The sequence below is a fragment of the Pantoea sp. R102 genome (assembly GCF_004916815.1).
In the GTDB taxonomy this organism is placed as follows: domain Bacteria; phylum Pseudomonadota; class Gammaproteobacteria; order Enterobacterales; family Enterobacteriaceae; genus Pantoea; species Pantoea dispersa.
The window spans coordinates 1-26,245 of sequence record NZ_SDFT01000054.1 but is presented as its reverse complement, the minus strand read 5'-3'; the positions used below and the strand labels follow the sequence as shown (position 1 = coordinate 26,245).

The following is a 26,245-nucleotide window of genomic DNA, read 5'->3' as shown; positions in this document are numbered from 1 at the left end:
TCTTTTTCAATCGCCTGCGCAGCCGCTTCTATCAGCTGCAGGCGATTGAAAAAGAGTGGAATGAAGAAGATGGCTGCGTAGGTTTGCAGGTGCGAATGCCGATTGTTGACTGGCGCCGCTTGTGCAAGCAGGAACCGCAGCTCGCCAGTTATATTGTTTGACCGTTGCCCAACTCATTTACCCCAAGACGTGCCCGGCACGTGGCAGGGTAAACTTATATACAATAAATGGAGTAGAGACATGGCGTGGAATCAGCCCGGAAATAACGGACAGGACCGCGACCCGTGGGGAAGCAGCAATAACCAAGGCGGCAACTCTGGGGGAAATAAAGGAGGTCGCGATCAGGGACCTCCTGATCTGGATGATATCTTCCGTAAGCTGAGTAAAAAACTCGGCGGACTGGGCGGTGGCAAACAGAGCGATAACGGCCAGCGCAGCGGCGGCAGCGGTGGCAAACTGGTTGGCATTGTCGCCGTGGCGGCAGTGGTCATCTGGGCAGCCAGTGGTTTCTACACCATCAAAGAAGCGGAACGCGGGGTCGTGACGCGTTTCGGCAAATTCAGCCATCTGGTTGAGCCTGGCCTCAACTGGAAACCGACCTTTATCGATCAGGTGCGGGCCGTCAACGTCGAAGCGGTGCGTGAGCTGGCGGCGTCGGGCGTGATGCTGACTTCGGACGAGAACGTGGTGCGCGTGGAGATGAACGTGCAGTACCGCGTGACCGATCCCGAGCGCTACCTGTATGCGGTGACCAGTGCCGATGACAGCCTGCGTCAGGCTACTGACAGCGCGCTGCGCGGCGTGATTGGCCGCTCGACCATGGACCGTATCCTCACTGAAGGCCGTACCGTCGTGCGTAGCGATACCCAGCGTGAAATCGACGAAACCATTCGTCCTTACAACATGGGTATTACGCTGCTTGACGTCAACTTCCAGGCGGCGCGTCCACCGGAAGAGGTCAAAGCCGCGTTTGACGATGCGATTGCCGCCCGCGAAAACCGCGAGCAGTACGTGCGTGAAGCTGAAGCGTATGCCAACGAAGTGCAGCCGCGTGCAAACGGCCAGGCGCAGCGTATTCTTGAAGAGGCGCGCGCCTACAAAGAGCGTACCGTGCTGGAAGCGCAGGGTGAAGTGGCGCGGTTTGCGCGTCTGCTGCCGGAGTACAAAGCCGCACCGCAGATCACCAAAGAACGTCTCTACATTGAAAGCATGGAGCGCGTGCTCAGCCATACCCGCAAAGTGCTGGTTAACGACCGTGGCAACAGCCTGATGGTGCTGCCGCTGGATCAGCTGATGCGCGGCGGCCAGGCAGGCGGCCAGAGCGGTCAGAACAATGCCAATCTGATGAAGTTACCGTCGTCACCGGGCAGCAATGCCGGCCGCGGCGACACGTCATCCTACAGTCCGGACAGCATCATGGATCAGCGTCGCGCCAATGCGCTGCGTAACGATACCCAGCGCGAAGGGAGGGAGTAATCGATGCGTAAGCCAATCATCGCCGTAATTATTGTTGTTCTGGTGGTGCTGTACGCCTCACTGTTCGTGGTGCAGGAAGGCCAGCGCGGTATCGTGCTGCGCTTTGGTAAAGTGCTGCGTGATGATGAGAACAAGCCGCAGGTGTACGCACCGGGCCTGCACTTCAAGATTCCGTTTATCGAAACCGTGAAGTCGCTGGATGCGCGCATCCAGACCATGGATAACCAGGCCGATCGTTTCGTCACCAAAGAGAAGAAAGACCTGATTGTTGACTCTTACATCAAGTGGCGCATCAGCGATTTCAGCCGTTACTACCTCGCGACCGGCGGTGGCGATGTGTCTCAGGCGGAAGTGCTGCTGAAACGTAAGTTCAGCGACCGTCTGCGTTCAGAAATGGGCCGTCTTGATGTGAAAGACATCGTCACCGACTCGCGTGGCCGTCTGACCACCGACGTGCGCGATGCGCTGAACACCGGCAGTGCCGGCAATGACGACGAAGTGCAGACGCCAGCCGCTGACGATGCGATTGCCAGCGCGGCTGCCCGCGTTGAGCGCGAGACCAACAGCAATGAGCCGGCGCCAAACCCGAACAGTATGGCGGCGCTGGGTATTCAGGTGGTCGACGTGCGCATCAAGCAGATCAACCTGCCGACCGAAGTGTCGGACGCGATCTACAACCGTATGCGCGCCGAGCGTGAAGCGGTAGCACGTAGTCAGCGTTCACAGGGTCAGGAAGAGGCAGAAAAACTGCGCGCCCAGGCCGATTATCAGGTAACCCGTACCCTGGCAGAAGCGCAGCGTCAGGCGTTGATCAGCCGTGGTGAAGGGGATGGTGAAGCGGCCAAGCTGTTCGCTGACGCCTTCAGCCAGGATCCTGACTTCTACGCCTTTATCCGCAGCCTGCGTGCCTATGAGAACAGCTTCGCGGACAACCAGGACGTGATGGTGCTGAGCCCGGATAGCGATTTCTTCCGCTATATGAAGGCGCCAACTAACGTCTCGCGTTAATAACTGTTATAACCTTGAGGCCGACACTGATGTCGGCCTTTTTTTTGGGAAAACAGAATGAACACAACCGTCTGGATGGCGCTGGCTTTGGTGCTGGTGCTGGAGGGATTAGGACCGATGCTGTTGCCGCGCCTGTGGCGTCGCATGATTCTGGCGATGACGCAGTTACCGGACCGTATACTGCACCGTTTTGGCGGCGGGCTGGTGGTGGCGGGCGTGGTGATTTACGCCATGCTGAGCACGCACGCGAATGGCTGAGCAAAAATCTGCGCGCTGCCGCCCGGCTAAATTGTGTCTGTTGCAGAGCATTGCCCCCAACATGTTGTAGTGATCAAAACTCAGGCAAAAAACAGCGCAATCGTATGCTAAAAGTGCTGAAAGAGTGAAAATCCGATGGTAGAATCCATTTTTAAGCAATCGGTGATTTTAGAAAATGGGTAAGAACGTCGTCGTACTGGGCACCCAATGGGGTGATGAAGGTAAAGGCAAGATCGTAGACCTTCTGACTGAACGCGCGAAATATGTTGTGCGTTACCAGGGTGGCCACAATGCAGGCCATACACTTGTCATCAACGGTGAGAAAACCGTCCTCCACTTAATTCCCTCTGGCATCCTGCGTGAAAACGTCACCAGCATCATTGGTAATGGTGTTGTGCTGTCGCCTGAAGCCCTGATGAAAGAGATGAACGGTCTGGAAGCGCGCGGTGTGCCGGTACGTGAACGTCTGCTGATCTCTGAAGCTTGTCCGCTGATTCTGCAATACCATGTGGCGATGGACCTGGCGCGTGAAAAAGCGCGCGGTGCCAAAGCTATCGGTACCACCGGTCGTGGTATCGGCCCAGCCTATGAAGATAAAGTTGCCCGTCGCGGTCTGCGCGTCAGCGACCTGTTCAACAAAGAAACCTTCGCCATGAAGCTGAAAGAGATCGTTGATTTCTACAACTTCCAGCTGGTGAACTACTACAAAGAAGATGCAGTAGACTACGATAAAGTGCTGAGCGATGTACTGGCGGTGGCCGACATCCTGACCGGCATGGTCGTCGACGTGTCTGAACTGCTGGACGGCGCGCGTAAGCGTGGCGACCTGATCATGTTCGAAGGCGCACAGGGTACGCTGCTGGATATCGACCACGGTACGTATCCGTACGTGACTTCGTCCAACACCACTGCCGGTGGCGTGGCGACCGGTTCAGGTATCGGTCCACGCTACGTGGATTACGTGCTGGGCATCGTCAAAGCTTACTCCACCCGCGTTGGTGCCGGTCCATTCCCGACCGAACTGTTTGATGAAACTGGCGAGTTCCTGTGTGAGAAAGGTAATGAGTTCGGTGCCACCACCGGCCGTCGTCGTCGTACCGGCTGGCTGGATGCGGTAGCTGTGCGCCGCGCGGTGCAGATCAACTCCCTGTCCGGCTTCTGCATGACCAAACTGGACGTGCTGGATGGCCTGAAAGAGGTGAAAATCTGCGTCGGTTACCGTATGCCGGATGGCCGCGAGATGACCACCACGCCGCTGGCCGCTGAAGGCTGGGAAGGCATCGAGCCGATTTATGAAACTCTGCCGGGCTGGAGTGAAAACACCTTTGGTGTTAAAACACTGGAAGGCCTGCCGCAGGCAGCACGTGATTACATCAAACGTGTTGAAGAAGTGACTGGCGTGCCGATTGATATTATTTCAACCGGTCCCGACCGTAGTGAGACCATGATTCTGCGCGATCCGTTCGACGCTTAATCACGTTTTGCAGGCCGGACACTGTCCGGCCTTCGTTTATCTGCTCTTTGACTCCGCTCACTTCATTTTTTCCTGCTGGTTTCGGGAGTTGCAGGAAAAAAGCGCTCCGGGTTTTCCACACTGGTTTATCATCAATGTTAATCGAAGCGCTCACGGGCGTTATAACAACAATATCGATGATTCACTGAGGTACATGTGCAGCTAACAAGTTTTACCGATTTCGGTCTGCGCGCCCTGATTTACATGGCGACATTGCCGCAAGGTCAGCAGACCAACATTACCGAAGTCACCGATACCTACGGGGTATCGCGTAACCATATGGTTAAAATCATCAATCAACTGAGCCGGGCCGGCTTTGTTGCCGCGACACGCGGTAAAAACGGCGGAATTCGTTTAGGCATGGACCCGGAAAAAATCGTCATTGGCGATGTCGTGAGAAAAATGGAGCCTTTGCAGCTGGTAAACTGTAAAGAGTGTGCGATAAATCCCGCCTGTCGCCTGCGTAGCGCGCTGAATAATGCGGTCCAGCTGTTCCTGCAGGAGCTGGATAAATATACGCTCGCCGACCTGGTGCAAAACAACGATTCGCTTTACCACATCTTATTGTCCGAACCGCCGGTGGCAATTCCACATAAATGACATCGGAGGAACCGTAATGTCAAAAGATCCCTTTCAGGATAGAGAAGCTGAAAAGTACGAAAATCCTATTCCCAGTCGGGAATTTATCCTCGCGCTATTAGAAAAGCGTGAAAAGCCGGCGAGCCGCGAAGAGATCGCCGAAGAGTTAAACATCACCAGCGAAGATCAGCTTGAAGCGCTGCGTCGCCGCCTGCGCGCCATGGAGCGTGACGGCCAGCTGGTGTTCACCCGTCGCCAGTGCTACGCCCTGCCGGAGCGTCTGGATTTACTGCGCGGCAAAGTGATTGGCCATCGCGATGGCTACGGCTTCCTGCGCGTTGATGGTCAGAAAGATGACTTCTACCTCTCGGCGGAGCAGATGAAGTTCTGCCTGCACGGTGATGTCATCCTCGCCCAGCCGGGCGGCTCCGACCGCAAAGGGCGGCGTGAAGCGCGCGTGGTTCGCGTGCTGGAACCGCGCAACAGCCAGATTGTTGGCCGCTACTTCACCGATGCCGGCACCGGCTTCGTGGTACCGGACGACAGCCGCCTGAGTTTTGACATTCTGATCCCGGCGGAAGAGACGCTGAATGCGCGCATGGGATCGGTGGTGGTGGTGGAGATCGTGCAGCGCGCGACGCGCCGCAGCAAAGCCATCGGCAAAATTACTGAAATTCTCGGCGACAACATGGGCACCGGTCTGGCCGTGGATATGGCGCTGCGCACCCATGAAATTCCCCACTCATGGCCGGAAGAAGTCGAGAAAGAGATTTCCAGACTGAAAGAGCAGGTACCGGAATCGGCGAAAAAAGGCCGCGTCGACCTGCGTGAACTGCCGCTGGTGACCATCGACGGTGAAGACGCGCGTGACTTCGATGACGCCGTTTACTGCGAGAAAAAACGCGGCGGCGGCTGGCGCCTGTGGGTGGCGATTGCCGACGTCAGCTATTACGTGCGTCCCGGCACCGCGCTGGATAACGAAGCGCAGCAGCGCGGCACCTCGGTCTACTTCCCGTCGCAGGTGATACCGATGCTGCCGGAGATCCTTTCGAACGGCCTGTGCTCGCTCAATCCGCAGGTGGATCGCCTGTGCATGGTGTGCGAGATGACCATCTCGGCCAGCGGTAAACTCACCGGCTTCAAACATTACGAAGCGGTGATGAACTCACATGCGCGTCTGACCTATAACAAAGTGTGGAGCATTCTGCAGGGCAACCCGGAACTGCGTGAACAGTATGCGGCGCAGGTGAAGCACCTCGAAGAGCTGCACCGTATGTATGAGGTGCTGGAAACCGCCCGTGAACAGCGCGGTGGCATCTCGTTTGAAACCGACGAAGCCAAATTCATCTTCAACGCTGAGCGTCGCATTGAGCGCGTGGAGCGCACCGTACGTAACGATGCGCACAAGCTGATCGAAGAGTGCATGATTCTGGCCAACATCGCCTCCGCGCGTTTCGTTGAGAAACATCAGGAGCCGGCGCTGTTCCGCGATCACGATCGCCCGAGCGAAGACAGCATCACCAGCTTCCGTACCGTGCTGGGCGAGCTGGGCCTCAGCCTGCCGGGTGGGTCGAAACCGCAGCCGATCGATTATGCCGATCTGCTGACGCAGATTGCCGACCGTCCGGATGCTGAAATGCTGCAAACCATGCTGCTGCGTTCGATGAAGCAGGCGGTGTACGATCCGGAAAACCGCGGTCACTTTGGCCTGGCGCTGGCGTCGTATGCGCACTTTACCTCGCCGATCCGTCGTTATCCGGATCTGCTGCTGCACCGTGCCATTAAGTATCTGCTGGCCAAAGAGCAGGGCACGGTAAAAGGCAACACCACGCCAACCGGTGGTTATCACTACGATATGCAGCAGATGCTGCAGCTGGGTCAGCACTGTTCGATGACCGAACGCCGTGCCGATGAAGCGACGCGCGATGTGGCCGACTGGCTGAAGTGCGACTTTATGCAGGATCAGGTGGGTAACGTATTCAGCGGCGTGATCTCCAGCGTGACCGGCTTTGGCTTCTTTGTTCGCCTCAACGATCTGTTCATTGATGGCCTGGTGCACGTCTCCACGCTGGACAATGATTACTACCGCTTCGATCCGGTGGGCCAGCGTCTGATTGGCGAATCCGGCGGTCGCACTTACCGTCTGGGTGATGCGGTGGAAGTGCGCGTTGACGCGGTGCACATGGATGAGCGCAAGATCGATTTCGCGCTGATTTCCAGCAAACGCGTACCGCGCGGTGAAGGAAAAACCGCGCGCGAGCGTGAGAAGCGTGGCGGCAAGCCACCGGCGAAGCGGCGTCGCGATGCGGGTCGCAAGGGCAACTTTGAGCCGGACGCCGCTTTTCGCGGTGAGAAGCAGCCGCCTGCGGCGAATAAAAGCGAGAAAAAAAGCAAAAAAGTCTCCGAAAAAACCCGTAAAATCGCCGCCGCAACCAAGGCGAAGCGCGCAGTGAAGAAGAAGGCCAGCGAAGCCTGATGGCCTCTTCATCCGCCAGCGGCCAGGTGCGTCAGCGCTGACGCACCTTGCTCAACCCTGTTTCGCAGGCTGCGCCTCAACGCGCGGCCTGATTAATGTTCTGTATTCAACGATATACATCCAACCTTGAGCAAAGTAATGAGTGAAATAATTTTTGGCATTCACGCCGTGCAGGCGCTGCTGGAGCGTGATCCCCAGCGTTTTCAGGAAGTCTTTATCCTTAAAGGCCGCGATGATCGCCGCCTGCAGCCGCTGATCGCCGCACTGGAAGCTCAGGGAATTGTGATTCAGCTGGCCAACCGCCAGTGGCTCGACGGCCAGGTCGAAGGCGGCGTGCACCAGGGTATCGTGGCGCGCGTTAAGCCGGGTAAAAACTATCAGGAAGGCGATCTGCCGGATCTGCTGGCCTCACTGGATCAGCCGTTCCTGCTGATTCTGGATGGCGTCACCGATCCGCATAACCTGGGCGCCTGCCTGCGCAGCGCCGATGCGGCGGGTGTGCATGCGGTGATCGTACCGAAAGACCGTTCGGCACCACTCAACGCCACGGCGAAAAAAGTCGCCAGCGGGGCGGCGGAAAACGTGCCGCTGATTCGCGTCACCAATCTGGCGCGCACCATGCGTCTGCTGCAGGAGTACAACGTCTGGATCGTCGGCACGGCTGGTGAAGCAGACCACACGTTGTATCAGAGCAAAATGACCGGCGCGATGGCGCTGGTGATGGGTGCGGAAGGAGAGGGCATGCGCCGCCTGACGCGCGAACACTGCGATGAGCTGATCAGCATCCCGATGGCCGGCAGCGTCTCTTCCCTCAACGTTTCGGTGGCCACCGGCGTTTGTCTGTTCGAAGCGGTGCGTCAGCGCCAGGCGTGATCGCCGCCGCAAAACCTCAGCTGTACCAGGCATAACTGCACATCCTCTCCATACTTATAGCCACATCAGTACGGGCAACAGGAGAGGAGAGTGCCATGGCCTGGACCACTCACAGCGTATTCAATCAACCATCTCCGCTCAGCAACAGCAATCTCTTCACCGGCGATAGCGCGCTGTGCGAGGCAGTGGTGCGTGAAGGGGCCGGCTGGGACCGCGAATGGCTGGCGTCCGTCGGCCTGCAGCTCGGCAGCGCGGAGTCACTGGAATTAGGTCGCCTGGCCAATGCACAGCCGCCGGAGCTGCTGCGTTACGACGCGCGCGGTGAGCGGCTCGACGAGGTGCGCTTTCATCCTGCCTGGCATCTGCTGATGCAGGGCGTGTGCGCCAGCCGGTTACATAACCTGAGCTGGCAGCCTGACGTGCAGGGCAGCGCCATGGTGGCACGCGCGGCGCGTTTCATTCTGCATGCGCAGGTGGAAGCCGGTTCACTCTGCCCGGTAACCATGACTCACGCCGCGATCCCGCTGCTGCAAACCCATCTGCCCGCTCCCTACGCCGACTGGCACGATCGGTTGCTGAGCGATCGGTATGATGCGCATCATCTGCCCGGCAGCCAGAAGCGCGGCCTGCTGATTGGCATGGGCATGACGGAAAAGCAGGGCGGCACCGATGTGCTGAGCAACACCACACGCGCCGAACCGCCTGGCACGCGTGCGCCGGGCGAACCCTGGCGCATCACCGGGCACAAGTGGTTCTTCTCGGTGCCGCAAAGCGACGCGCACCTGATTCTGGCGCAGACCGCCGCCGGGCTGAGCTGCTTCTTTCTGCCGCGCCTGCTGCCGGACGGCACGCGCAACGCCATTCGTCTTGAACGTCTGAAAGACAAGCTGGGCAACCGCGCCAATGCCAGTGCCGAAGTGGAGTTTCAGGATGCCTTCGGCTGGTTGATGGGTGAGGAGGGCGATGGCGTGCGGCTGATCCTGAAAATGGGCGGTATGACGCGCTTTGACTGTGCGCTCGGCAGCCACGGCCAGATGCGACGCGCGCTGGCGATAGCGCTGCATCACGCCGGTCAGCGCCAGGTGATGGGCAAAAGCCTTAGCGATCAGCCGCTGATGCGCGCGGTGCTGGCGCAGCAGGCACTGCAGCTGGAGGGACAAACCGCGCTGCTGCTGCGTCTGGCGCGCGCCTGGTCAACGCCGGCCAGCGCGCATGAACGGCTGTATGCACGCCTGTTCACCCCGGCGGCCAAATTCGTGATCTGCAAAGCCGGCATGCCGTTTGTGGCTGAAGCCATGGAGGTGCTGGGCGGCATTGGCTACTGCGAAGAGAGTGAACTGCCGCGCCTGTATCGCGAGATGCCGGTGAACAGCATCTGGGAGGGCTCAGGTAACGTGATGTGCCTGGATGTGCTGCGTGTACTGGGACGGCACGCAGAAGTGCTTAGCATGCTGCAGGATGAGTTTGATGCGGTGAAGGGCAGCAATCGCCACTTCGATCGCTGCTGGCGTCAGCTGCGGTTGCAACTCGGCAACCTGCGCGAAGAGCAGGGACGGCAGGTCAGCGACATGCTGATTCGGCTGGCGAGTGCCGCGGTGCTGCTGAAAGCGGCAGAACCGCCGCTGGCGGACAGCTGGTGCGCGCGTTATCTCTCATCGCGTCCGGCACAGGCGCTGAGTGATGATCTGAACGCACGCTTACTGCAGCGTGCTACTGCCGCCTGAGGGCGCGCCGTACAGAATGGCGGTGGCATACCAGAAGCCAGGCATGGTGGTCTCATCGACCATCAGGATCTGATAGTAAACCGCACCGCTCTGATTGGCGCGTGCAGCGATTGCACGCTGCACATCATCCGGCGAGCCGCGTGAATGGGCGCTGACGGTGCCGAGCTTCGGCAGGCCATAGCTTTGCGCGCGAGTGATCTCCTGCGCCTGAGTGGTGGGCGCTGGCGGGGGTTGTGGCGTGGTGTGCAGTGCGGCACAGCCGCTCAGCAGCAGGCCCAGCAGCAAAATAAGCGTACGCATGGTGGCTCCGGAAAACAGGCAGATGACTCAAGTGTAAGCCATCTGCCCCGGCTCATCAGTCGTTGAGGCGGAAAATACTCACCAGCTGGGTCAGATGATGGCCTTTCTGACTCAGGTGCTGTGCCGTGTGCTCGGACTGGTTAATCATGTCGCTGCTCTGATGGGTCGCATGGCTGATGTGGTTCATCGCCAGATTGACCTGACCAATGCCCGCGGCCTGCTCCTGAGCGGCGATATTGATTTCCCCCATCAGGGTTTTCACCTGTTCGATATGGCTGACAATATGGCTCATGGCGTCACGTGTTTGTTCCGAGAGCGCATGGCCGGCGGCCACTTTGTCGATCGAACTGGCAATCAGCCCGTCAATCTCCTTCGCCGCATTGGCGCTGCGCTGCGCCAGTGCACGTACTTCCGCAGCGACAACCGCGAAGCCTTTGCCGTGCTCACCGGCGCGCGCCGCCTCAACCGCAGCGTTGAGCGCCAGAATATTGGTCTGGAAGGCAATCGACTCGATCACATGGGTAATGTCGGCGATGCTCTGTGAGGCAATGCGAATCTCCGCCATGGTCTCTACCGAGCGCGCCACGGTGCTGCCGCCCTGGCTGACGGTGCTGGAGGCTTCACCGACCAGCGCCATCGCCTGACGCACGTTAGCGGCGGTTTGCGCCACGGTTGCGCCAAACTGCTCCATGCTGGCCGAGGTCTCTTCGACGCTGCTCGCCTGGCGGCCAATCTGCTCGCTGATGCTGGAACTGCTGGCCGCAATGGTGTCGGTGCCGTCGCTGATCTCACGCGCGGCGGCGCGTACCTGGCCTACCACTTTCTCCAGGCCGTCGCCAATGCCGTTAATCGCGTTCACCAGCTGGCCGATCTCGTCGCGGCGCGCTGAGTCGAGGTGCGCCTGCAGATTACCCGCCGCGTACTGCTCGGCCAGATGGATCACCTGCTGCAGCGGCCGGGTAATGGCGCGCCGGCTATACAGCACAAAGCCAATGGCAAAGGCGAGCACCAGCGCCAGGCCAATCAGCATGAACAGATTGCGGCTGTGAGTGATCGGTGCCAGCAGGCTGGCGCGGCTGACTTCACCGGCGATAATCCAGTTCCAGCCCGGCAGTTGCTGCCATGCCAGCAGGCGGGTTTCGCCCTGATGCGCGATCTCCAGCAGGCCGTGCGGCTGCGTCAGGATCTGCTGCTGTACGCTGCTATCCCAGTCCGGCAGCTTGCCTTCTGACTGACGGGCAAACAGATACTGGCCCTGTGCGCTGCCCGGCGTGCCGTTCAGCACGAAGAAGCTGCCGCTGTCGCCGAGACGCCGCGCCAGCACTTTGTCCCGCATCAGCGCGTACTGTTTATCAATCTGCACGCCAACAAACAGAATGGCGATGACTGCGCCGCTGTCGTCCTGCACCGGCTGGTATTGAGTGATATAGCGATGGCCGAACAGCGTCGCCAGGCCGCGATACACTTCGCCCTTATTCACGCTGCGCCACGCCGCGCTGCTGCGATCAAGCTGGGTGCCCACCGCGCGGCTGCCATCCTCTTTCTTCAGTGAGGTCGCGATGCGAATGTAATCCTCGCCGTCGCGCACAAAAATGGTGGAGACTGCACCGGTACGATCGAGAAAATCGTCCACGGCGATCTGATCGAGGTTGAGAGTTTTCAGCCCGGCACGTAGCGTCGGCGTGCTGAACGATCCCACCTGAATGCGTGAGCTGTCGTCACGGCTGAATCGCTTGGGTAAAAAGCTCTGAAACAGCCGGGTATAGTTCGCCACTTCTTCCGATAAGGTCGCGTTAAACATCGTGGCCATTTCGTTAATGCCGAGCACCTGGTTTTGCATATCGTCGACAGCCAGCTGCTCCAGCTGGCGCGCGGCGTTATGGCTGAGCGTTAACGTCAGGGCAAACAGCACGATTGCCACACTGAAAGACGTCAATACAGACAGCTTAATTCCGAGACTCATGGCGCTGAGAGAGAGACGCTTCATAAAGTACCTTTAATAAATAACTGGAGGGGTACAGGATCAACGGCAAAATGCGGCAAATGTTTAGGGCAGAAATTAATCGAAATAAATGTGATGTGGCTCGCGTTTTGGCCGGCAGCACGTACACTGAGACCAGTGATAATCATTCTCAACGGAGACGGTATGATTGAGTTGGCAACGGAGAACCTGGCGGGCATTGAGTGTATTCACGCGGCACCGGCCGGACAGCGGCTGGCGCGCTTACCCACCATCCTGTTTTATCACGGATTTACCTCGTCGAAAGAGGTGTACAGCTACTTTGCCGTGGCGCTGGCGCAGGCCGGTTTCCGTGTGGTGATGCCGGATGCAGAGATGCATGGCGCGCGCTACAACGGTGATACCGACGCGCGCATGACGCACTTCTGGGAGATTTTGCGCCAGAACATCGATGAAGTGCCGCTGCTGGAAGCAGCGCTGCGCGACAACGATTGGGTGGCGGATGAGCGTTTCGCCATTGCCGGCGCCTCAATGGGCGGCATGACCGCGCTGGGCGCGATGGCGCGCTATCCACACCTGCACAGCGTTGCCTGTCTGATGGGCTCCGGCTACTTCATGCAGCTCAGTCAGACGCTGTTCCCGCCGCTGGTGGCGCACACGCCAGAGCAAAAAGCGGCGTTACAGGCGCGGCTGGCCCCGCTGGCAGCCTACGATCCCTGTCAGCAGCTGGCGCAGCTGGCTAACCGGCCGCTGCTGTTATGGCACGGTGAAGCAGATGAAGTCGTACCGTTTGCCGAAACGGTACGGCTGGAAAAGGCGTTGCGCGAGGCGCAGCTCGACAGCCGGCTCACTTTTCTGGCAGAAAAGCAGATCGGGCACAAAATCACGCCGCCGGCGCTCACCGCGCTGGTCAGTTTCTTTAAACATCATTTGTAAAACGGAACGGGCTGGCGGCGCGGAGCACGCCAGCCCTAAAGACAGGCCGGACTACAGTTGTGACGACAAGCGGTCGGCGGCGCTGGTGTTCGCGCTGACCGGGTTACCGCCTGGCGCATCCAGCCGGTTAACGTAGACATAGCCTGAAGCCGCTTTGCTGCTGTTACTTCTCATCTGCAGCGCCTGGTCAGCGGAGCTGGCAAGAGCGGGGGTAGACAGGAAGAGACCCAGTAAAGTGGCGATAATGACAGCTTTCATAATCGACTCCTCACTCCAGGGATTTCACTCTCAGGCGCGCTGATTAAGCCAAACCGTTGCGCCTGTAGAGAGTTTAGTTCTTCACCAGTACGACGCCAGATCGTCGTGCTGAACGCCTCGTTCAGGGATTTTGAACAATCTCTGACTAACCTGCTGAATCTCAATCCTTAGCACAAAAGGTGTCCCCACCTGGCACGACAGCGACAATTTGATGAATTGTGCGCTTGAGTTTCTCCGGCGAGGTCAGTATGATTACGCGTCAATTTTTCAGCTGCATTCAGAGGTGTGTTTCATCTTTTGGGTGATTCGCAACCTATAACGTTCCTTGCTTCCGTGGGCCGCAGCTGACCCTGACAGGAGGCTGAATAATCCGTAAGGAGCTATCGATGCGTCATTACGAAATCGTATTTATGGTCCATCCTGACCAGAGCGAGCAGGTTCCGGGCATGATCGAGCGTTACACTGGTGCTATCACTGGTGCACAGGGCACGATCCACCGTCTGGAAGACTGGGGTCGCCGTCAGCTGGCTTACCCGATCAACAAACTGCACAAAGCACACTACGTTCTGCTGAACGTAGAAGCACCGCAGGAAGTGATCGACGAGCTGGAAACTAACTTCCGCTTCAACGACGCCGTTATCCGCAGCATGGTTATGCGCGTTAAGCACGCGGTAACTGAAGCTTCTCCGATGGTTAAAGCGAAAGACGAGCGTCGTGAGCGCCGCGAAGACTTCGCTAACGAATCGGCAGAAGACTCAGATGCTGGGGATTCTGAAGAGTAATCCACGATGACGGCCAATCGGCTGCGCCTGTCTGGCACCGTGTGCAAGACGCCAGTTCGAAAAGTCAGTCCGTCAGGGATTCCTCACTGCCAGTTCGTGCTTGAGCATCGTTCTGTGCAGGAGGAAGCCGGGTTTCACCGGCAAGCCTGGTGTCAGATGCCGGTGATTATCAGCGGCAGCGCCCATCAGGCGATTACTCAACATATAACGGTCGGCACGCAACTCACACTCGAAGGTTTTATTAGCTGCCATCAGGCACGCAATGGCCAGAGCAAACTTGTGTTACATGCCGAGCAGATTGAATTGATAGATTCTGGAGACTAGCCAAATGGCACGTTATTTCCGTCGTCGCAAGTTCTGCCGTTTCACCGCGGAAGGCGTTCAAGAGATCGATTATAAAGATATCGCAACGCTGAAAAACTACATCACTGAAAGCGGCAAGATTGTTCCAAGCCGTATCACCGGTACTCGTGCAAAATACCAGCGTCAGCTGGCTCGTGCTATCAAGCGCGCGCGTTACCTGTCTCTGCTGCCGTACACTGATCGTCATCAGTAATCGGCAACTGTCCATTAACGACTTTAAGAGGATAAGGTAATGCAAGTTATTCTGCTTGATAAAGTAGCAAACCTGGGCAGCCTGGGTGATCAGGTTAACGTTAAAGCGGGCTACGCTCGTAACTTCCTGGTTCCACAGGGTAAAGCTGTTCCTGCTACCAGGAAAAACGTTGAGTTCTTCGAAGCGCGTCGCGCTGAACTGGAAGCCAAACTGGCTGACGTTCTGGCTGCTGCTAACGCACGTGCAGAGAAAATCAATGCACTGGGCACCGTTACTCTCGCGTCTAAAGCAGGCGACGAAGGTAAACTGTTCGGTTCCATCGGTACCCGCGACATCGCTGATGCAGTTACTGCAGCTGGCGTTGAAGTGGCGAAGAGCGAAGTTCGCCTGCCAAACGGCGTTCTGCGCACCACCGGTGAGCACGAAGTTGACTTCCAGGTTCACAGCGAAGTATTCGCGAAACTGGTTGTGAATGTAGTAGCTGAGTAATTTTTTACTTAGTTTGAAAGCGCCGGCCTTGTGCCGGCGTTTTTGTTTCTGTCGCTTACTGTGCGCGGATAAAGCTGCCGTCCGGCTGGCGGGTAAACAACACCGGACCGTTACTGCTCTCGACCGTTAAGCCGGTCACCACGCCCTGCGCGTTCTGACGAATCTTCACCTGCTGACCACTCTGCAGCGCGCTCAGCGGCTGCCCATCGCCTTCCACCCGCGCCATGGCAAACACATCATTGACTGGCAGATTGTTGTCACGGAACAGCTGTGCCAGCGTCTGGCCCGAGGCCACGGTATAGCTGTGCCATTCGCCCTGGGCATCACTTTTCGGCGTCGTATTCTGCGGCGGCTGCGCATTGTTATCGTAGATTTCCGCCTGCATCGGCACCTCTTTGCCGCTGCTCTCCGCCGGACGTTCCACCGGATACTGCGGCGTGCTGGCAGGCCAGAGAAACGCCAGCAGCATCACCAGCAGGGCAATAACGATACCGCGTCGGTGCAGCGGCGGCAGCGGATCCATCCAGCGTACGTTATCCAGCAGATGCCAGATGCGCTGCAGCACAGCGGGTATACGCGACGGGGTTTCAGAAGCCATTCTTTCCTCCTCCTCGCTGGCGGTCGTGACGCGCCTGTCAGGCAGCCAGCGTTGCAACCGGGAAAATAAGGTACGCGGTGCGCGCGTCCTGCGACGTCGTGGGGCGATTTGGCCCATGGATGCTCTCTTGTTCTATAGTATGGGCAAAGCGGGCGCGAAGTGCCTGCCAGCATTGAAAAATTTGACCTGCATATTGTTTCTCTTTCCCCGGGAAATGTCATCCGCGGCGCGCGAGATTTTACGCCAGCCGCCTGCGCTGTTATGCTGCCGGTTCTATTTTCTCCGGGATTAAGGAAACAAGATGACGACCCCTTCATTTGACAGCGTCGAATCACAAGCAAGTTACGGTATCGGTTTACAGGTTGGCCAGCAGCTGCAAGAGTCTGGACTGCAGGGTCTGCAGCCAGAAGCGCTGCTTGCGGGCCTGCGCGACGCGCTGGAAGGGAACTCACCGGCAGTTCCGGTTGACGTGGTACACCGTGCGCTGCGTGAAGTCCACGAGCGTGCCGAAGGCGTACGTCGTGAGCGCGTCGAAGCCATGGCGGCCGAAGGTCAGCAGTTCCTCGAGCAGAATGCACAGCGTGAAGGTGTGAGCAGCACCGAATCCGGCCTGCAGTTCAGCGTCATCACCCAGGGCGATGGTCCGATCCCATCACGTCAGGATCGCGTACGCGTGCACTACACCGGTAAGCTGATTGACGGCACCGTGTTTGATAGCTCCGTTGCCCGTGGCGAACCGGCTGAATTCCCGGTCAGCGGCGTGATTGCCGGCTGGATTGAAGCGCTGACCCTGATGCCGGTTGGTTCGAAGTGGGAGCTGGCCATTCCGCACAATCTCGCTTACGGCGAGCGCGGCGCGGGTGCCTCTATCCCGCCATTCAGCACCCTGATTTTCGAAGTCGAGCTGCTGGAAATCCTGTAATAAACAGCGGGCGCCATATCTGGCGCCCGCGGTCACTACTTCTTCTCTGCCTGCTTCTGTAGATCTACCTGCCAGATTGCAAAGCCCGTTTCATCACTGCCGACGGCTTTCATCGGATAATCAGCATACTTCCCAATAAACTGCGTGGCTTTTGCGCCCGGCGCGGTCTCAAAGCGAATATCCAGCGGCGTTGAGCTGGCGATCGGTGCCAGCCGCCAGTTGTGATCGGCCTGTGGCTGCACCGCGCCGTGGGTGCGGGTTTCGCTGCTGATGTAGGCGGCCACCACCGAGCGGTTCTCATCCGGCGAAGCAAACGCGACATACTGCTCGCCGGTACCGGCAAATTTGCCACCCCAGGCACGGTAATTATTGGTGGCAACGAGGAAGGTCGCTTTGGGATCGATCGGTTTGCCCTGCCAGCGCAGATCCTGAATACGTGATGCCGCCGGGTTAATCAGCTGGCATTCGGCGTCGTAGCGCGCCGGTTGCGTTACATCGATCTGATACTGCACGCCGTCAATCACATCAAAATTGTAGGTGCGGAAATCCCAGTTGATCAGCGACTGCGGCTGACGACGATGCACGTCGATCTGATTAAACTGCGCCGCCGAGCACTCCAGCCACTCTTTCACCTGCGCGCCGCTGACTTTCATCACCACCAGCGTATTTGGGTAGAGATAGAGATCGGCGGCATTACGGAAGGTGAGATCGCCTTTTTCCACTTCAACGTAGCTGGCCGGATCGTTCTTACGGCCGCCGGCTTTAAACGGTGCCGCTGCCGAGAGCACCGGTAAGCGGCCCAGATCGGGATCGCCCTGAATGAAGCGTTCGACGTAAGCACGCTGCGCATTATTGACGATCTGCACGGTGGGATCGTCCTGCACCAGCGACAGGTAGCTGTACATCACATCCGCCGACTTGCCGATCGGTTTTGCCACAAACTCACGCGTGGCGCGATGATCGTCGGCCAGCACTTTCACCAGACCGGCATCTTCCGCCGCCAGCGATTTTTTCGCCACCGCATCGTAAACTGGCCGCGCTTCGGCTTTACCCTGGGTCACCTGCCAGTTGCCGCCGTCATTTTTCAGCACCAGGTCAACCACGCCGAGATGATCGCCCCACATGCCGGGCATTACCGCCGGTACGCCGTTAAGCGTGCCCTGAGCGATATCCGCGCCTTTAATCGCCGCAAACTCTTTGCCGGGAAACACCGCGTGCGCATGGCCGAACATGATGGCATTGATACCTGGCACCTGACTGAGGTAATACACCGAGTTTTCCGCCATGGCATGGTACGGCTCACTGCTCAAACCGGAGTGCGGAATAGCGATGATTATTTCAGCACCTTTTGCGCGCATTTCCGGCACATAGCGCTTCGCTGTCTCGGTGATGTCATCAACGCGCACTTTACCCTGCAGATTGTTGCGATCCCACACCATAATCTGCGGTGGTACGAAGCCGATATAGCCGATTTTCAGCGTATGCGGCTTGCCGTCGCGGTCTTTTACCGCGGTTTCTTTAATTAAATAGGGGGTAAACAGCGGTTTGCCACTGGTTTCATTGATAACGTTGGCGTTGATGTAGGGAAAACGTGCCCCGGCAATCGCCTGCTGCAGATAGGGCAGGCCGTAGTTAAATTCGTGGTTGCCCAGATTGCCCACCGAGTAATCCAGCGTATTAAGGGCTTTATACACCGGATGGATTTCTCCCGGCTGCAGGCCTTTGGCCGCCATGTAATCACCCAGCGGGCTGCCCTGAATAATGTCGCCGTTATCCACCAGCACGCTGTTTGCTACTTCGCCGCGCGCCTGCTGGATGAGCGTAGCGGTGCGCACCAGACCAAACTTTTCGGTCGGCGTGTCTTTGTAGTAATCGAAATCCATCATGTTGCTGTGCAGATCGGTGGTTTCCAGAATGCGTAAATCCACCGTGGCAGCCTGTACCGTGGCGGCTGCAACGCACAGTGCCAGTAACGACATGCTCGCTTTGAACATGGCTTGCTCCTTGTTCGCTTTAATGGGCCTCTCAAAATAATGTAAAACCATGACGAATTATCATTTCAATTTGTGATGAGGCTCTGGATTTTGCCTCTTTCCTGCGCAAGCTGACGGAGTGCCTGCCATTCAGCATTGCGCCATAGCCGTCACCGGCGAACTATGGTATTGATAATCAAGGCGAATACCCTGAGCAGTAAACTGCTACAGCGCAACTGCTAAAATATCTGGAGACGGGCTGCCGATGTTTCGCCGGCAGCATCAGCCGAAATGAGGTGAACAATGTTAGAAAAAATTTGCCAGCTGGCGCGCAGCGCGGGCGATGCCATTATGCAGGTCTACGATGGCGCACAACCGCTGGACGTGACGCGTAAATCGGATGATTCACCGGTCACGGCGGCCGATCTGGCGGCACATCAGGTTATCGTGCAGGGCTTAGCGGCCCTGACGCCTGACGTGCCGGTGCTGTCGGAAGAGGATCCACCCGGCTGGGATGTGCGTCAGCACTGGCAGCAGTACTGGCTGGTCGATCCGCTCGACGGCACCAAAGAGTTCATCAAGCGTAACGGCGAGTTCACGGTCAATATCGCGCTGATTGAGCACGGCAAACCGGTGCTGGGCGTGGTGTACGCGCCGGCGCTGGGGGTGATGTATTCTGCGGCCGAAGGCAAAGCGTGGAAAGAAGAGGGCGGCCACACCACGCAGATCCACGTACGTGAAGCGCGACCGCTGCTGGTGGTAGTGAGCCGTTCGCACGCTGATAAAGACGAAGAGCTGAAAGAGTATCTGACCCAGCTGGGCGAGCACCAGACCACCGCTATCGGCTCCTCGCTCAAGTTCTGCCTGGTGGCAGAGGGCAAGGCGCAGCTCTATCCGCGCTTCGGGCCGACCAATATCTGGGATACCGGTGCCGGCCATGCGGTAGCCATTGCCGCTGGCGCGCACGTGCATGACTGGCAGGGCAAAACCCTCGACTACGCGCCGCGCGAGTCGTTCCTGAATCCGGGCTTCCGCGTCTCGCTGTTCTGATACGCTGTGCGCGCCGCCCGCTGTGGCGCGATCACGCCTGCAGCAGCTGATGGATCAGTTTCATCGCCTGCTGCACTTCATCCTGCGTCAGCGGACCGTCTTTGGCGTAACGCACATGGCCGGTCTTATCCAGAATCACAATCGCCGAACCGCCTTTCTCCAGCTGCCACGCCTTGCGCGCGTTGCCGTTGCTGTCGACAATGAACTGCGACCACGGATACTGCTGTTTATTGCTCTCAATGCTGCTGCGCACAAACATCCCGGTGCCGGGAATGGCATCATCGGTATTAACCACCGTGGTGGTCTGATAGCGGTCGTGCGGCAGCTGGGCGGCTTTGATGGCTTCAATCAGCGCGGCGTTCTGTTCTTTGGCTGACGAGCGTCCGGCAATGTGCAGGATGACCCGCACTTTGCCACTCAGCTGGGCGCTGTTCCAGGGCTGGTAGCGAAACTTCTCCTGCTGATATAGCAGTTCTCCTTTGTCGTTAACGCCGACTGCCGGCACGCGCTCGCCAACCTTAAACGCGTGGGCTGAGGCAAGGCTGGGCAGCAGCAGCGCCAGGGCTATCACGGAATGTGCCAAACGCATGGTAATGCTCCTTAGTGATCCGACCAGTTATTCATGTTTTTGCAATATTAGGCGTGGATGATGCGCCTGTCGCGATGAGATAGCAGCTTTGTAACCCATGCCACAATTCCTTAACCAATGAAGGTTTATACTGGATTTTGTGATCGTTATGACAGAGTTCTCTGTAATGATGTGTCAATTCAGTAAAAAATCCATTTTTTCGGAACATCGGCAAGGAATCATGTTCTATAGTTATGCCTCATTTGCGCTTCAAGGGCTCGTACCGAATTTGGCAACGGCGAAGCGTATTACATCTGTTCAGGAGTTAAACAGCATGAAGATCTTCCAGCGCTATAATCCGCTGCAAATTGCGAAATATGTAAAGACGCTATTTAAAGGAAGGTTGTACATCAAGGATGTTGGCGCGTTTGAGTTCGACAAAGGCAAAGTCATGTTGCCGCGCGTCAAGGATAAACAGCACCTTAGCGTGATGTCAGAAATCAACCGCCAGGTGCTGCGGCTGCAAGCCGAGTACAACTAAGCAAAAGAAAGGGCGCCGCTGGCGCCCTGAATCTTTCTGTAACTGCACGATCACTGCTACGCGGCAGGCCCTTCAGACTCATCCAGCGTATTCTTCGACACATTCAACACCGGCGGGCGATCGTCAATGCGCGTCACCAGCAGCTGGTCGATGCGGTAGCTGTCGATATCCACCACCTCGAATTTGTAGCCGGAGAATTTGACGAAATCGGTGCGTTTGGGGATCTTACGCAGCATATACATCATAAAGCCGCCGATGGTCTCGTAGTTGCCGGACTGCGGGAACTCGTCGATATCCAGCACGCGCATCACGTCATCAATCGGCGTACCGCCTTCCACCAGCCAGGAATTCTCGTCACGCGCCACAATCTGCTCTTCCAGCCCCTGACCGACCAGATCGCCCATCAGCGTGGTCATCACGTCGTTAAGCGTGATAATCCCGACCACCAGCGCATATTCGTTCATGATCACCGCGAAGTCTTCGCCAGCGGTTTTAAAACTCTCCAGCGCCTCTGACAGCGTCAGCGTATCCGGCACAATCAGCGCCGAACGAATCTGCACGCCGCTGTTGAGCGTCATGCTCTGGTTGCCCAGCACGCGCAGCAGCAGCTCTTTGGAATCAACGTAACCAACGATATGGTCGATATCGCCGTCGCACACCAGAAACTTCGAATGCGGGTGTTGCGCGATTTTGGTTTTCAGGCTGGTTTCGTCTTCGTGCAGATCGAACCACACGATATTTTCACGCGAGGTCATGGACGAAGGCACGGTGCGTGATTCCAGCTCAAACACATTCTCAATCAGCTCGTGCTCCTGCTTGCGCAGCACGCCGGCCAGCGCGCCCGCTTCTACCACCGCGTAAATGTCATCTGAGGTGATGTCATCTTTACGCACCATCGGCAGCTTAAAGATGCGAAAGAACACGTTGGCCAGGCCATTGAACAGCCACACCAGCGGGCGGAAAACCAGCAGGCAGAAGCGCATCGGATTGATGATGCGTAGCGCGATGGCTTCCGGCGCGATCATGCCGACGCGTTTTGGCGTCAGGTCGGCAAACAGAATAAACAGGCTGGTGACGATGGTGAAGGAGCAGATAAAGCTGAGCTGATCCGCCAGTTCCGGCTCCATAAAGCGGTTGAACAGGCTGCTGAAGGCGGGCGAAAACGCCGCATCGCCGACGATACCGCCGAGAATCGCGACGGCGTTGAGGCCAATCTGTACCACGGTGAAGAACATGCCAGGCTGTTCCTGCATCTTCAGCACGCGCTGCGCGTTGATGTTGCCTTCATCGGCCAGCAGTTTCAGTTTGATCTTGCGGGCAGCCGCCAGCGAGATCTCCGACAGAGAAAAAAATGAACTGATTACGATCAGTAAAAGAATGACAAGCAGGCTATCAAGCATAAAAGATCCGTTGGGTTAATCACTTGTCATTTTTGGCCTGGGCAGCGCGAAGAGGCGTACATCCGGTACTTACCCGTCAAACAGGGCTATCCGTGCCAAAAATGTCTGCGCCAGTTCGACAAAGTCACGTTAACGTCGGGGCAGAAATGCGTGCAGGCGAGGCCTGCTGGTCGCTGATTATAGCAGCAGCGCTATTGCTGCCGCCAGCGGCGTGATTGGCCGGCTCGGATTAATCCGAGTGGCGGCTGGCGGTGCGCAGAAGCGCGGCTTCGTTGTTGTATCGGTACGCACATTTACCGACAATAGCAGTCGATTTGGCTTAGCGGCCGTTTTTACGCAGCCGCTCGCAAAAAAGAGCGGCTATGCTGATGGGTATGCAAGGTGTGGTGATACCCTTTCCACCAGAGTTAACGCCCCTGCGGAATAGGGGCAGGCATTATTAACAGGAGTACGCGTGCCGCGATTTCATGCTTATTGCTTGGCCAGCCTGCTGCTTGCCGCACCTGCTGTTGAGGCAGCTAAAGTGCGACTGCAGCTGGAAGGCCTGACCGGGGAGTTACAGAAAAACGTCAGGGCGCGCTTGTCCACTATCGGCAGTGACGAGGTGTCGAACGATGGCCGTTTCCAGGCGCGCGTGGCTGCCGCGATCAAAGAAGGTTTGCGTGCGCTGGGCTATTACGAGCCGCAGATCGACTTTGAATCACGCCCGGCACCGCCGCAGGGTGGCCGTCCAGTGCTGATTGCCCGCGTCACCGCCGGTGAGCCGGTGAAGATTGGCGGCAGCACCATTGTGGTGGAAGGTGCCGCAAAAGACGATCCTGACTATCAGGCGTGGGTGAAGCAGGGCAGGCCGAAAGTCGGCAGCCAGCTCAATCACGGCGACTACGATAAATTCAAAAACGGCTTCTCCAGCCTGGCGCTGCGTAATGGTTACTTCGACGGTGACTTTAAGCAGAGCCAGCTTGGTGTCTCGGTAGAACGGCGCTTAGCGTTCTGGGATATCGACTACGACAGCGGCCCGCGCTATCGCTTCGGCGATGTCAGCTTTGAAGGCTCGCAAATCAATGAAGCCTATCTGCGCAATCTGGTGCCGTTCAAAAAGGGCGATCCCTATAGCTCACGCGATTTGGCCGAACTCAATCGGCGCCTCTCCGCCACCGGCTGGTTTAATTCTGTCGTCGTGGCACCGGAGTTCGATAAAGGGCGCCAGACCAAAGTGCTGCCGCTCAGCGCCGCCGTGTCGCCGCGCGTGGAGAACACCATCGAAGCCGGTGTCGGTTACTCGACGGACGTCGGACCGCGGCTGAAAGGCACGTGGAAAAAGCCGTGGATCAATGACAGCGGCCACAGCCTGACCTCCAGCGCCTATATCTCCGCGCCGGAGCAGCAGCTTGATCTCAGCTATAAAGTGCCGCTGCTGAAAAGTCCGCTGGAGCAGTACTACACCTTCTCCGGCGGCCTGAAACGCACCGATCTCAACGACACCAAATCGGACACCACCACGCTGGCGATGTCGCGTAACTGGGACAGCAGCTCCGGCTGGCAGCGCGCGGTTAACCTGCGCTGGAGTCTCGACCACTTTACTCAGGGCAGCGTCACCAACACCACCATGCTGCTCTATCCGGGCGTCAGCCTGAACCGCACCCGTTCGCGCGGCGGCCTGATGCCGACCTGGGGCGATTCACAGCGCTACTCGGTAGACGTGTCGGACACCACCTGGGGCTCGGACGTCGACTTCCTGATCCTGCAGGCGCAGAACGTGTGGATCCGCACGCTGGGCGAGAAGCATCGCTTTGTGGCGCGCGGTAACCTTGGCTGGATTGAAACCAACGACTTTGAAAAAGTGCCGCCCGATTTGCGCTTCTTCGCCGGCGGTGACCGCAGCATTCGCGGCTATAAATACAAAGATATCTCGCCGCGCGATGACGAAGGCAAACTCACCGGTGCCTCAAAACTGGCCACCGGCTCGCTCGAGTATCAGTACAACGTCTCCGGCAAATGGTGGGGCGCGGTATTCGTCGACTCCGGTGAAGCGGTCAACGACATCAAGCAGAGTAATGTTAAAACCGGTGCAGGCTTCGGCGTGCGCTGGTCTTCTCCGGTAGGGCCGATCAAGTTTGATATCGCGCGCCCGATTGGTGACGACAAGGAGCATGGATTGCAATTTTATGTAGGACTGGGGCCTGAACTATGAAGCTGTGGAAAAAGGTCCTGATCGGTATCGGTATTTTCCTGCTGGTGCTGTTGGCCAGCGTGGCGTTTCTGGTGGGCACCACGCCCGGATTGCATCTGTTGTTTAAAGGTGCCGATCGCTGGGTGCCGGGCCTGTCGATTAACAAGGTGGAAGGCGGCTGGCGCGATCTGACGCTGAGCGGCGTGAAGTACCAGATGCCGGGCGTCAGCGTGGATGCCGGGCGCTTCCATCTGGCGCTCAACCTCAACTGCCTGCTGCACTCCTCGGTGTGCGTGAACGATATCGCGCTGCAGGATGTCAGCGTGGTGGTCGACAGCAAAAAAATGACGCCAGCCAGTGCGCCGCCGCCGGAAGAGGAGAGCGGCAGCAGCAATCTCAGCACGCCATACCCGATTACCCTGAGCCGGGTCAGCCTGCATAACATCAACGTCAAAGTCGATGACACCGCCATTTCGCTGCTCGATTTCACCAGCGGCCTGCAGTGGCAGGATCGCGCGCTGACGCTCAATCCCACCCATATCCAGAGCCTGCTGATCGCGCTGCCGAAGGCGGCGAAAGTGGCGGACGAACAGGTGGTGCAGCCTAAAGTGCAGCAGCCGCAGCCGGATGAGAAACCGCTGGGCGAAACGCTACAGGCGATGTTTGCCGAGCCGCTGCTGCCGGCACTGCCGGATTTCCAGCTGCCGCTCGATATCAATGTGCAGCAGCTGTTGGGTGAGCAGTTGCGCATCACCGGCGATACGGATGTGGCGATTACGCGTCTGCTGCTGAAGGCCAAAACTACCGACCGGCATGTGCAGCTGGAGACCTTTGACGTCGACTCGCCGCAGGGACAGCTCAACGCCAGCGGCGATGCCCGGCTGGCGGATAACTGGCCGGTCAATTTTGTGCTCAACGGCTCGCTGAATCTCGATCCGATTAAAGGCGAGAAGATCAAACTGAACCTCGCCGGGGCGATGCGTGACGAGCTGAAGCTGGGCCTGAACCTCTCGGGGCCGGTGCGTGCCCAGCTGGACGCCGCCGCGCAGCCGGCGGTCGCCGGTCTGCCGCTGTCGCTTAAACTCACCAGTCCGCAGCTGCGCTGGCCGCTGACCGGTCCGGTGCAGTATCAGGCGGATAATCTCGACTACCAGTTCAGCGGCAAAGCCACCGACTACGTGATGTCGCTGCGCACTGCGGTGAAGGGCGAAGCGTTGCCGCCGGCCACCATTACGCTGGACGGTAAAGGCAACGTGCAGCAGTTCAGTCTGGATAAACTGCGTGTGGCGGCGCTGCAGGGCAACATTGACCTTAGCGCGCTGGTGGACTGGAGCAAAGCCATCAGCTGGCGCAGCGAACTGACGCTGGCGGGCATCAATACCGCTAAACAGTATCCTGACTGGCCGGCGAAGCTCGACGGTAAAATCACCACGCGAGGTAGCCTGTACGGCGGTAGCTGGCAGCTCAGCGTGCCGCAGCTGGCGCTGAAGGGCAATGTGAAACAGAACGCGGTGAGCGCCGAAGGCTCGCTGACCGGCAACAGTTACAATCAGTGGAAAATCCCCGGCATTGACATCGCGCTGGGGCGCAACCATCTCGACGTGAAGGGCGAACTGGGCGACGCGCTAAATCTGGATGCCAGTGTCGATGCACCGCATCTGGATAACGCGCTGCCGGGCCTCGGCGGCGTAGCCAAAGGCACCATCAAGGCGCGCGGTACGCTGCAGGCGCCCCAGCTGCTGGCCGATCTAACCGCCAGCGGCCTGCGCTGGCAGCAGTTGCAGATCCGCCGTGTCACGCTGCAGAGCGATGTGAAATCCAGCGATCAGGTC

24 protein-coding genes and 2 pseudogenes are annotated in these 26,245 nt (G+C 58.0%); 19 read left to right on the top strand and 7 right to left on the bottom strand.

The genetic code is table 11. The annotated features are described in order from the left end of the window. The 9 genes and pseudogenes from ERD80_RS07780 to ERD80_RS07740 form a co-directional block, all read left to right on the top strand. Nucleotides 1-161 (top strand): annotated as a pseudogene (locus ERD80_RS07780) (GTPase HflX); the annotation flags it as partial. Between the two features lie 79 nt (nucleotides 162-240). Next, entirely contained in the window at nucleotides 241-1,476 is a 1,236-nt protein-coding gene (gene hflK / locus ERD80_RS07775; RefSeq protein ID WP_021509762.1) for an FtsH protease activity modulator HflK, read from the top strand. 3 nt (nucleotides 1,477-1,479) lie between these two features. Then, on the top strand, nucleotides 1,480-2,484 hold the full coding sequence (hflC, locus tag ERD80_RS07770) for a protease modulator HflC (protein WP_021509761.1): 1,005 nt from the start codon (nucleotides 1,480-1,482) through the stop codon (nucleotides 2,482-2,484). Between the two features lie 57 nt (nucleotides 2,485-2,541). Next, nucleotides 2,542-2,742: a DUF2065 family protein gene (locus ERD80_RS07765; protein ID WP_031280157.1), complete on the top strand. Its 201-nt coding sequence runs from the start codon at nucleotides 2,542-2,544 to the stop codon at nucleotides 2,740-2,742. Between the two features lie 175 nt (nucleotides 2,743-2,917). Further along, nucleotides 2,918-4,216, top strand: coding sequence for an adenylosuccinate synthase (locus ERD80_RS07760; protein ID WP_136546450.1), 1,299 nt, complete (start codon nucleotides 2,918-2,920; stop codon nucleotides 4,214-4,216). A gap of 195 nt (nucleotides 4,217-4,411) precedes the next feature. Next, entirely contained in the window at nucleotides 4,412-4,855 is a 444-nt protein-coding gene (nsrR, locus tag ERD80_RS07755; RefSeq protein WP_021509758.1) for a nitric oxide-sensing transcriptional repressor NsrR, read from the top strand. 16 nt (nucleotides 4,856-4,871) lie between these two features. Further along, the gene (rnr, locus tag ERD80_RS07750; protein WP_058775734.1) at nucleotides 4,872-7,310 is read left to right on the top strand and encodes a ribonuclease R; all 2,439 of its coding nucleotides are present in this window, start codon (nucleotides 4,872-4,874) and stop codon (nucleotides 7,308-7,310) included. Nucleotides 7,311-7,448: 138 nt separating this feature from the next. Continuing rightward, on the top strand, nucleotides 7,449-8,183 hold the full coding sequence (gene rlmB, locus ERD80_RS07745) for a 23S rRNA (guanosine(2251)-2'-O)-methyltransferase RlmB (protein ID WP_021509756.1): 735 nt from the start codon (nucleotides 7,449-7,451) through the stop codon (nucleotides 8,181-8,183). Between the two features lie 95 nt (nucleotides 8,184-8,278). After that, nucleotides 8,279-9,907, top strand: coding sequence for an isovaleryl-CoA dehydrogenase (locus ERD80_RS07740; RefSeq protein WP_127834640.1), 1,629 nt, complete (start codon nucleotides 8,279-8,281; stop codon nucleotides 9,905-9,907). On the opposite strand, the gene bsmA is transcribed toward ERD80_RS07740, so the two are convergent. Both bsmA and ERD80_RS07730 read right to left on the bottom strand, forming a co-directional pair. After that, a complete protein-coding gene (bsmA, locus tag ERD80_RS07735; RefSeq protein WP_021509754.1) occupies nucleotides 9,881-10,207 on the bottom strand; it encodes a biofilm peroxide resistance protein BsmA in 327 nt (108 codons plus the stop codon). The genes ERD80_RS07740 and bsmA overlap by 27 nt on opposite strands. 55 nt (nucleotides 10,208-10,262) lie before the next feature. Further along, complete coding sequence (locus tag ERD80_RS07730) at nucleotides 10,263-12,194, bottom strand: methyl-accepting chemotaxis protein (RefSeq protein ID WP_136546448.1); 1,932 nt, start codon at nucleotides 12,192-12,194, stop codon at nucleotides 10,263-10,265. A 159-nt stretch (nucleotides 12,195-12,353) separates the two neighbouring features. Between ERD80_RS07730 and yjfP the strand changes: the two genes are divergently transcribed. Then, complete coding sequence (yjfP, locus tag ERD80_RS07725; RefSeq protein WP_021509752.1) at nucleotides 12,354-13,103, top strand: esterase; 750 nt, start codon at nucleotides 12,354-12,356, stop codon at nucleotides 13,101-13,103. Nucleotides 13,104-13,154: 51 nt separating this feature from the next. Here yjfP and ERD80_RS07720 read toward each other — a convergent pair whose 3' ends face one another. Then, nucleotides 13,155-13,361: a hypothetical protein gene (locus ERD80_RS07720; RefSeq protein ID WP_021509751.1), complete on the bottom strand. Its 207-nt coding sequence runs from the start codon at nucleotides 13,359-13,361 to the stop codon at nucleotides 13,155-13,157. Nucleotides 13,362-13,747: 386 nt separating this feature from the next. Here ERD80_RS07720 and rpsF point away from each other — a divergent pair, with 386 nt between their 5' ends. Genes rpsF through rplI form a run of 4 tightly spaced genes read left to right on the top strand, consistent with a single transcriptional unit; the run spans nucleotide 13,748 to nucleotide 15,188 of the window. Next, the gene (gene rpsF, locus ERD80_RS07715) at nucleotides 13,748-14,143 is read left to right on the top strand and encodes a 30S ribosomal protein S6 (RefSeq protein WP_021509750.1); all 396 of its coding nucleotides are present in this window, start codon (nucleotides 13,748-13,750) and stop codon (nucleotides 14,141-14,143) included. A gap of 6 nt (nucleotides 14,144-14,149) precedes the next feature. Beyond that, the gene (gene priB, locus ERD80_RS07710; RefSeq protein WP_031280155.1) at nucleotides 14,150-14,467 is read left to right on the top strand and encodes a primosomal replication protein N; all 318 of its coding nucleotides are present in this window, start codon (nucleotides 14,150-14,152) and stop codon (nucleotides 14,465-14,467) included. 4 nt (nucleotides 14,468-14,471) lie between these two features. Further along, nucleotides 14,472-14,699: a 30S ribosomal protein S18 gene (gene rpsR, locus ERD80_RS07705; RefSeq protein WP_000135199.1), complete on the top strand. Its 228-nt coding sequence runs from the start codon at nucleotides 14,472-14,474 to the stop codon at nucleotides 14,697-14,699. Nucleotides 14,700-14,738: 39 nt separating this feature from the next. Further along, nucleotides 14,739-15,188 carry a 50S ribosomal protein L9 gene (rplI, locus tag ERD80_RS07700; RefSeq protein ID WP_059012334.1) on the top strand — a complete coding sequence of 150 codons (450 nt, stop codon included), beginning with the start codon at nucleotides 14,739-14,741 and terminating at the stop codon, nucleotides 15,186-15,188. A gap of 55 nt (nucleotides 15,189-15,243) precedes the next feature. On the opposite strand, the gene ERD80_RS07695 is transcribed toward rplI, so the two are convergent. Continuing rightward, nucleotides 15,244-15,903 (bottom strand): LysM-like peptidoglycan-binding domain-containing protein, encoded by a 660-nt coding sequence (locus tag ERD80_RS07695; RefSeq protein WP_150360361.1) that lies wholly within the window; start codon nucleotides 15,901-15,903, stop codon nucleotides 15,244-15,246. A gap of 184 nt (nucleotides 15,904-16,087) precedes the next feature. Between ERD80_RS07695 and fklB the strand changes: the two genes are divergently transcribed. Continuing rightward, on the top strand, nucleotides 16,088-16,708 hold the full coding sequence (gene fklB, locus ERD80_RS07690) for an FKBP-type peptidyl-prolyl cis-trans isomerase (protein ID WP_021509746.1): 621 nt from the start codon (nucleotides 16,088-16,090) through the stop codon (nucleotides 16,706-16,708). A 35-nt stretch (nucleotides 16,709-16,743) separates the two neighbouring features. Here the strand turns inward: fklB and ERD80_RS07685 are convergent, their stop codons facing one another. Next, nucleotides 16,744-18,702: a bifunctional 2',3'-cyclic-nucleotide 2'-phosphodiesterase/3'-nucleotidase gene (locus tag ERD80_RS07685; RefSeq protein ID WP_136546446.1), complete on the bottom strand. Its 1,959-nt coding sequence runs from the start codon at nucleotides 18,700-18,702 to the stop codon at nucleotides 16,744-16,746. A gap of 282 nt (nucleotides 18,703-18,984) precedes the next feature. Here ERD80_RS07685 and cysQ point away from each other — a divergent pair, with 282 nt between their 5' ends. Next, complete coding sequence (cysQ, locus tag ERD80_RS07680; protein WP_136546444.1) at nucleotides 18,985-19,731, top strand: 3'(2'),5'-bisphosphate nucleotidase CysQ; 747 nt, start codon at nucleotides 18,985-18,987, stop codon at nucleotides 19,729-19,731. Between the two features lie 31 nt (nucleotides 19,732-19,762). On the opposite strand, the gene ERD80_RS07675 is transcribed toward cysQ, so the two are convergent. Beyond that, on the bottom strand, nucleotides 19,763-20,320 hold the full coding sequence (locus ERD80_RS07675) for a YtfJ family protein (RefSeq protein ID WP_058759862.1): 558 nt from the start codon (nucleotides 20,318-20,320) through the stop codon (nucleotides 19,763-19,765). Nucleotides 20,321-20,633: 313 nt separating this feature from the next. Here ERD80_RS07675 and ERD80_RS07670 point away from each other — a divergent pair, with 313 nt between their 5' ends. Then, nucleotides 20,634-20,840: a DUF1107 domain-containing protein gene (locus ERD80_RS07670; RefSeq protein WP_031280153.1), complete on the top strand. Its 207-nt coding sequence runs from the start codon at nucleotides 20,634-20,636 to the stop codon at nucleotides 20,838-20,840. 56 nt (nucleotides 20,841-20,896) lie between these two features. On the opposite strand, the gene ERD80_RS07665 is transcribed toward ERD80_RS07670, so the two are convergent. Continuing rightward, nucleotides 20,897-22,240: a hemolysin family protein gene (locus ERD80_RS07665; protein ID WP_058771335.1), complete on the bottom strand. Its 1,344-nt coding sequence runs from the start codon at nucleotides 22,238-22,240 to the stop codon at nucleotides 20,897-20,899. Nucleotides 22,241-22,694: 454 nt separating this feature from the next. On the opposite strand from ERD80_RS07665, the gene ERD80_RS07660 reads away from it, so the two are divergent. After that, a complete protein-coding gene (locus ERD80_RS07660; RefSeq protein WP_031280152.1) occupies nucleotides 22,695-24,434 on the top strand; it encodes an autotransporter assembly complex family protein in 1,740 nt (579 codons plus the stop codon). After that, nucleotides 24,431-26,245 (top strand): annotated as a pseudogene (locus tag ERD80_RS07655) (translocation and assembly module TamB); the annotation flags it as partial. The gene ERD80_RS07660 and the pseudogene ERD80_RS07655, both read left to right, overlap by 4 nt.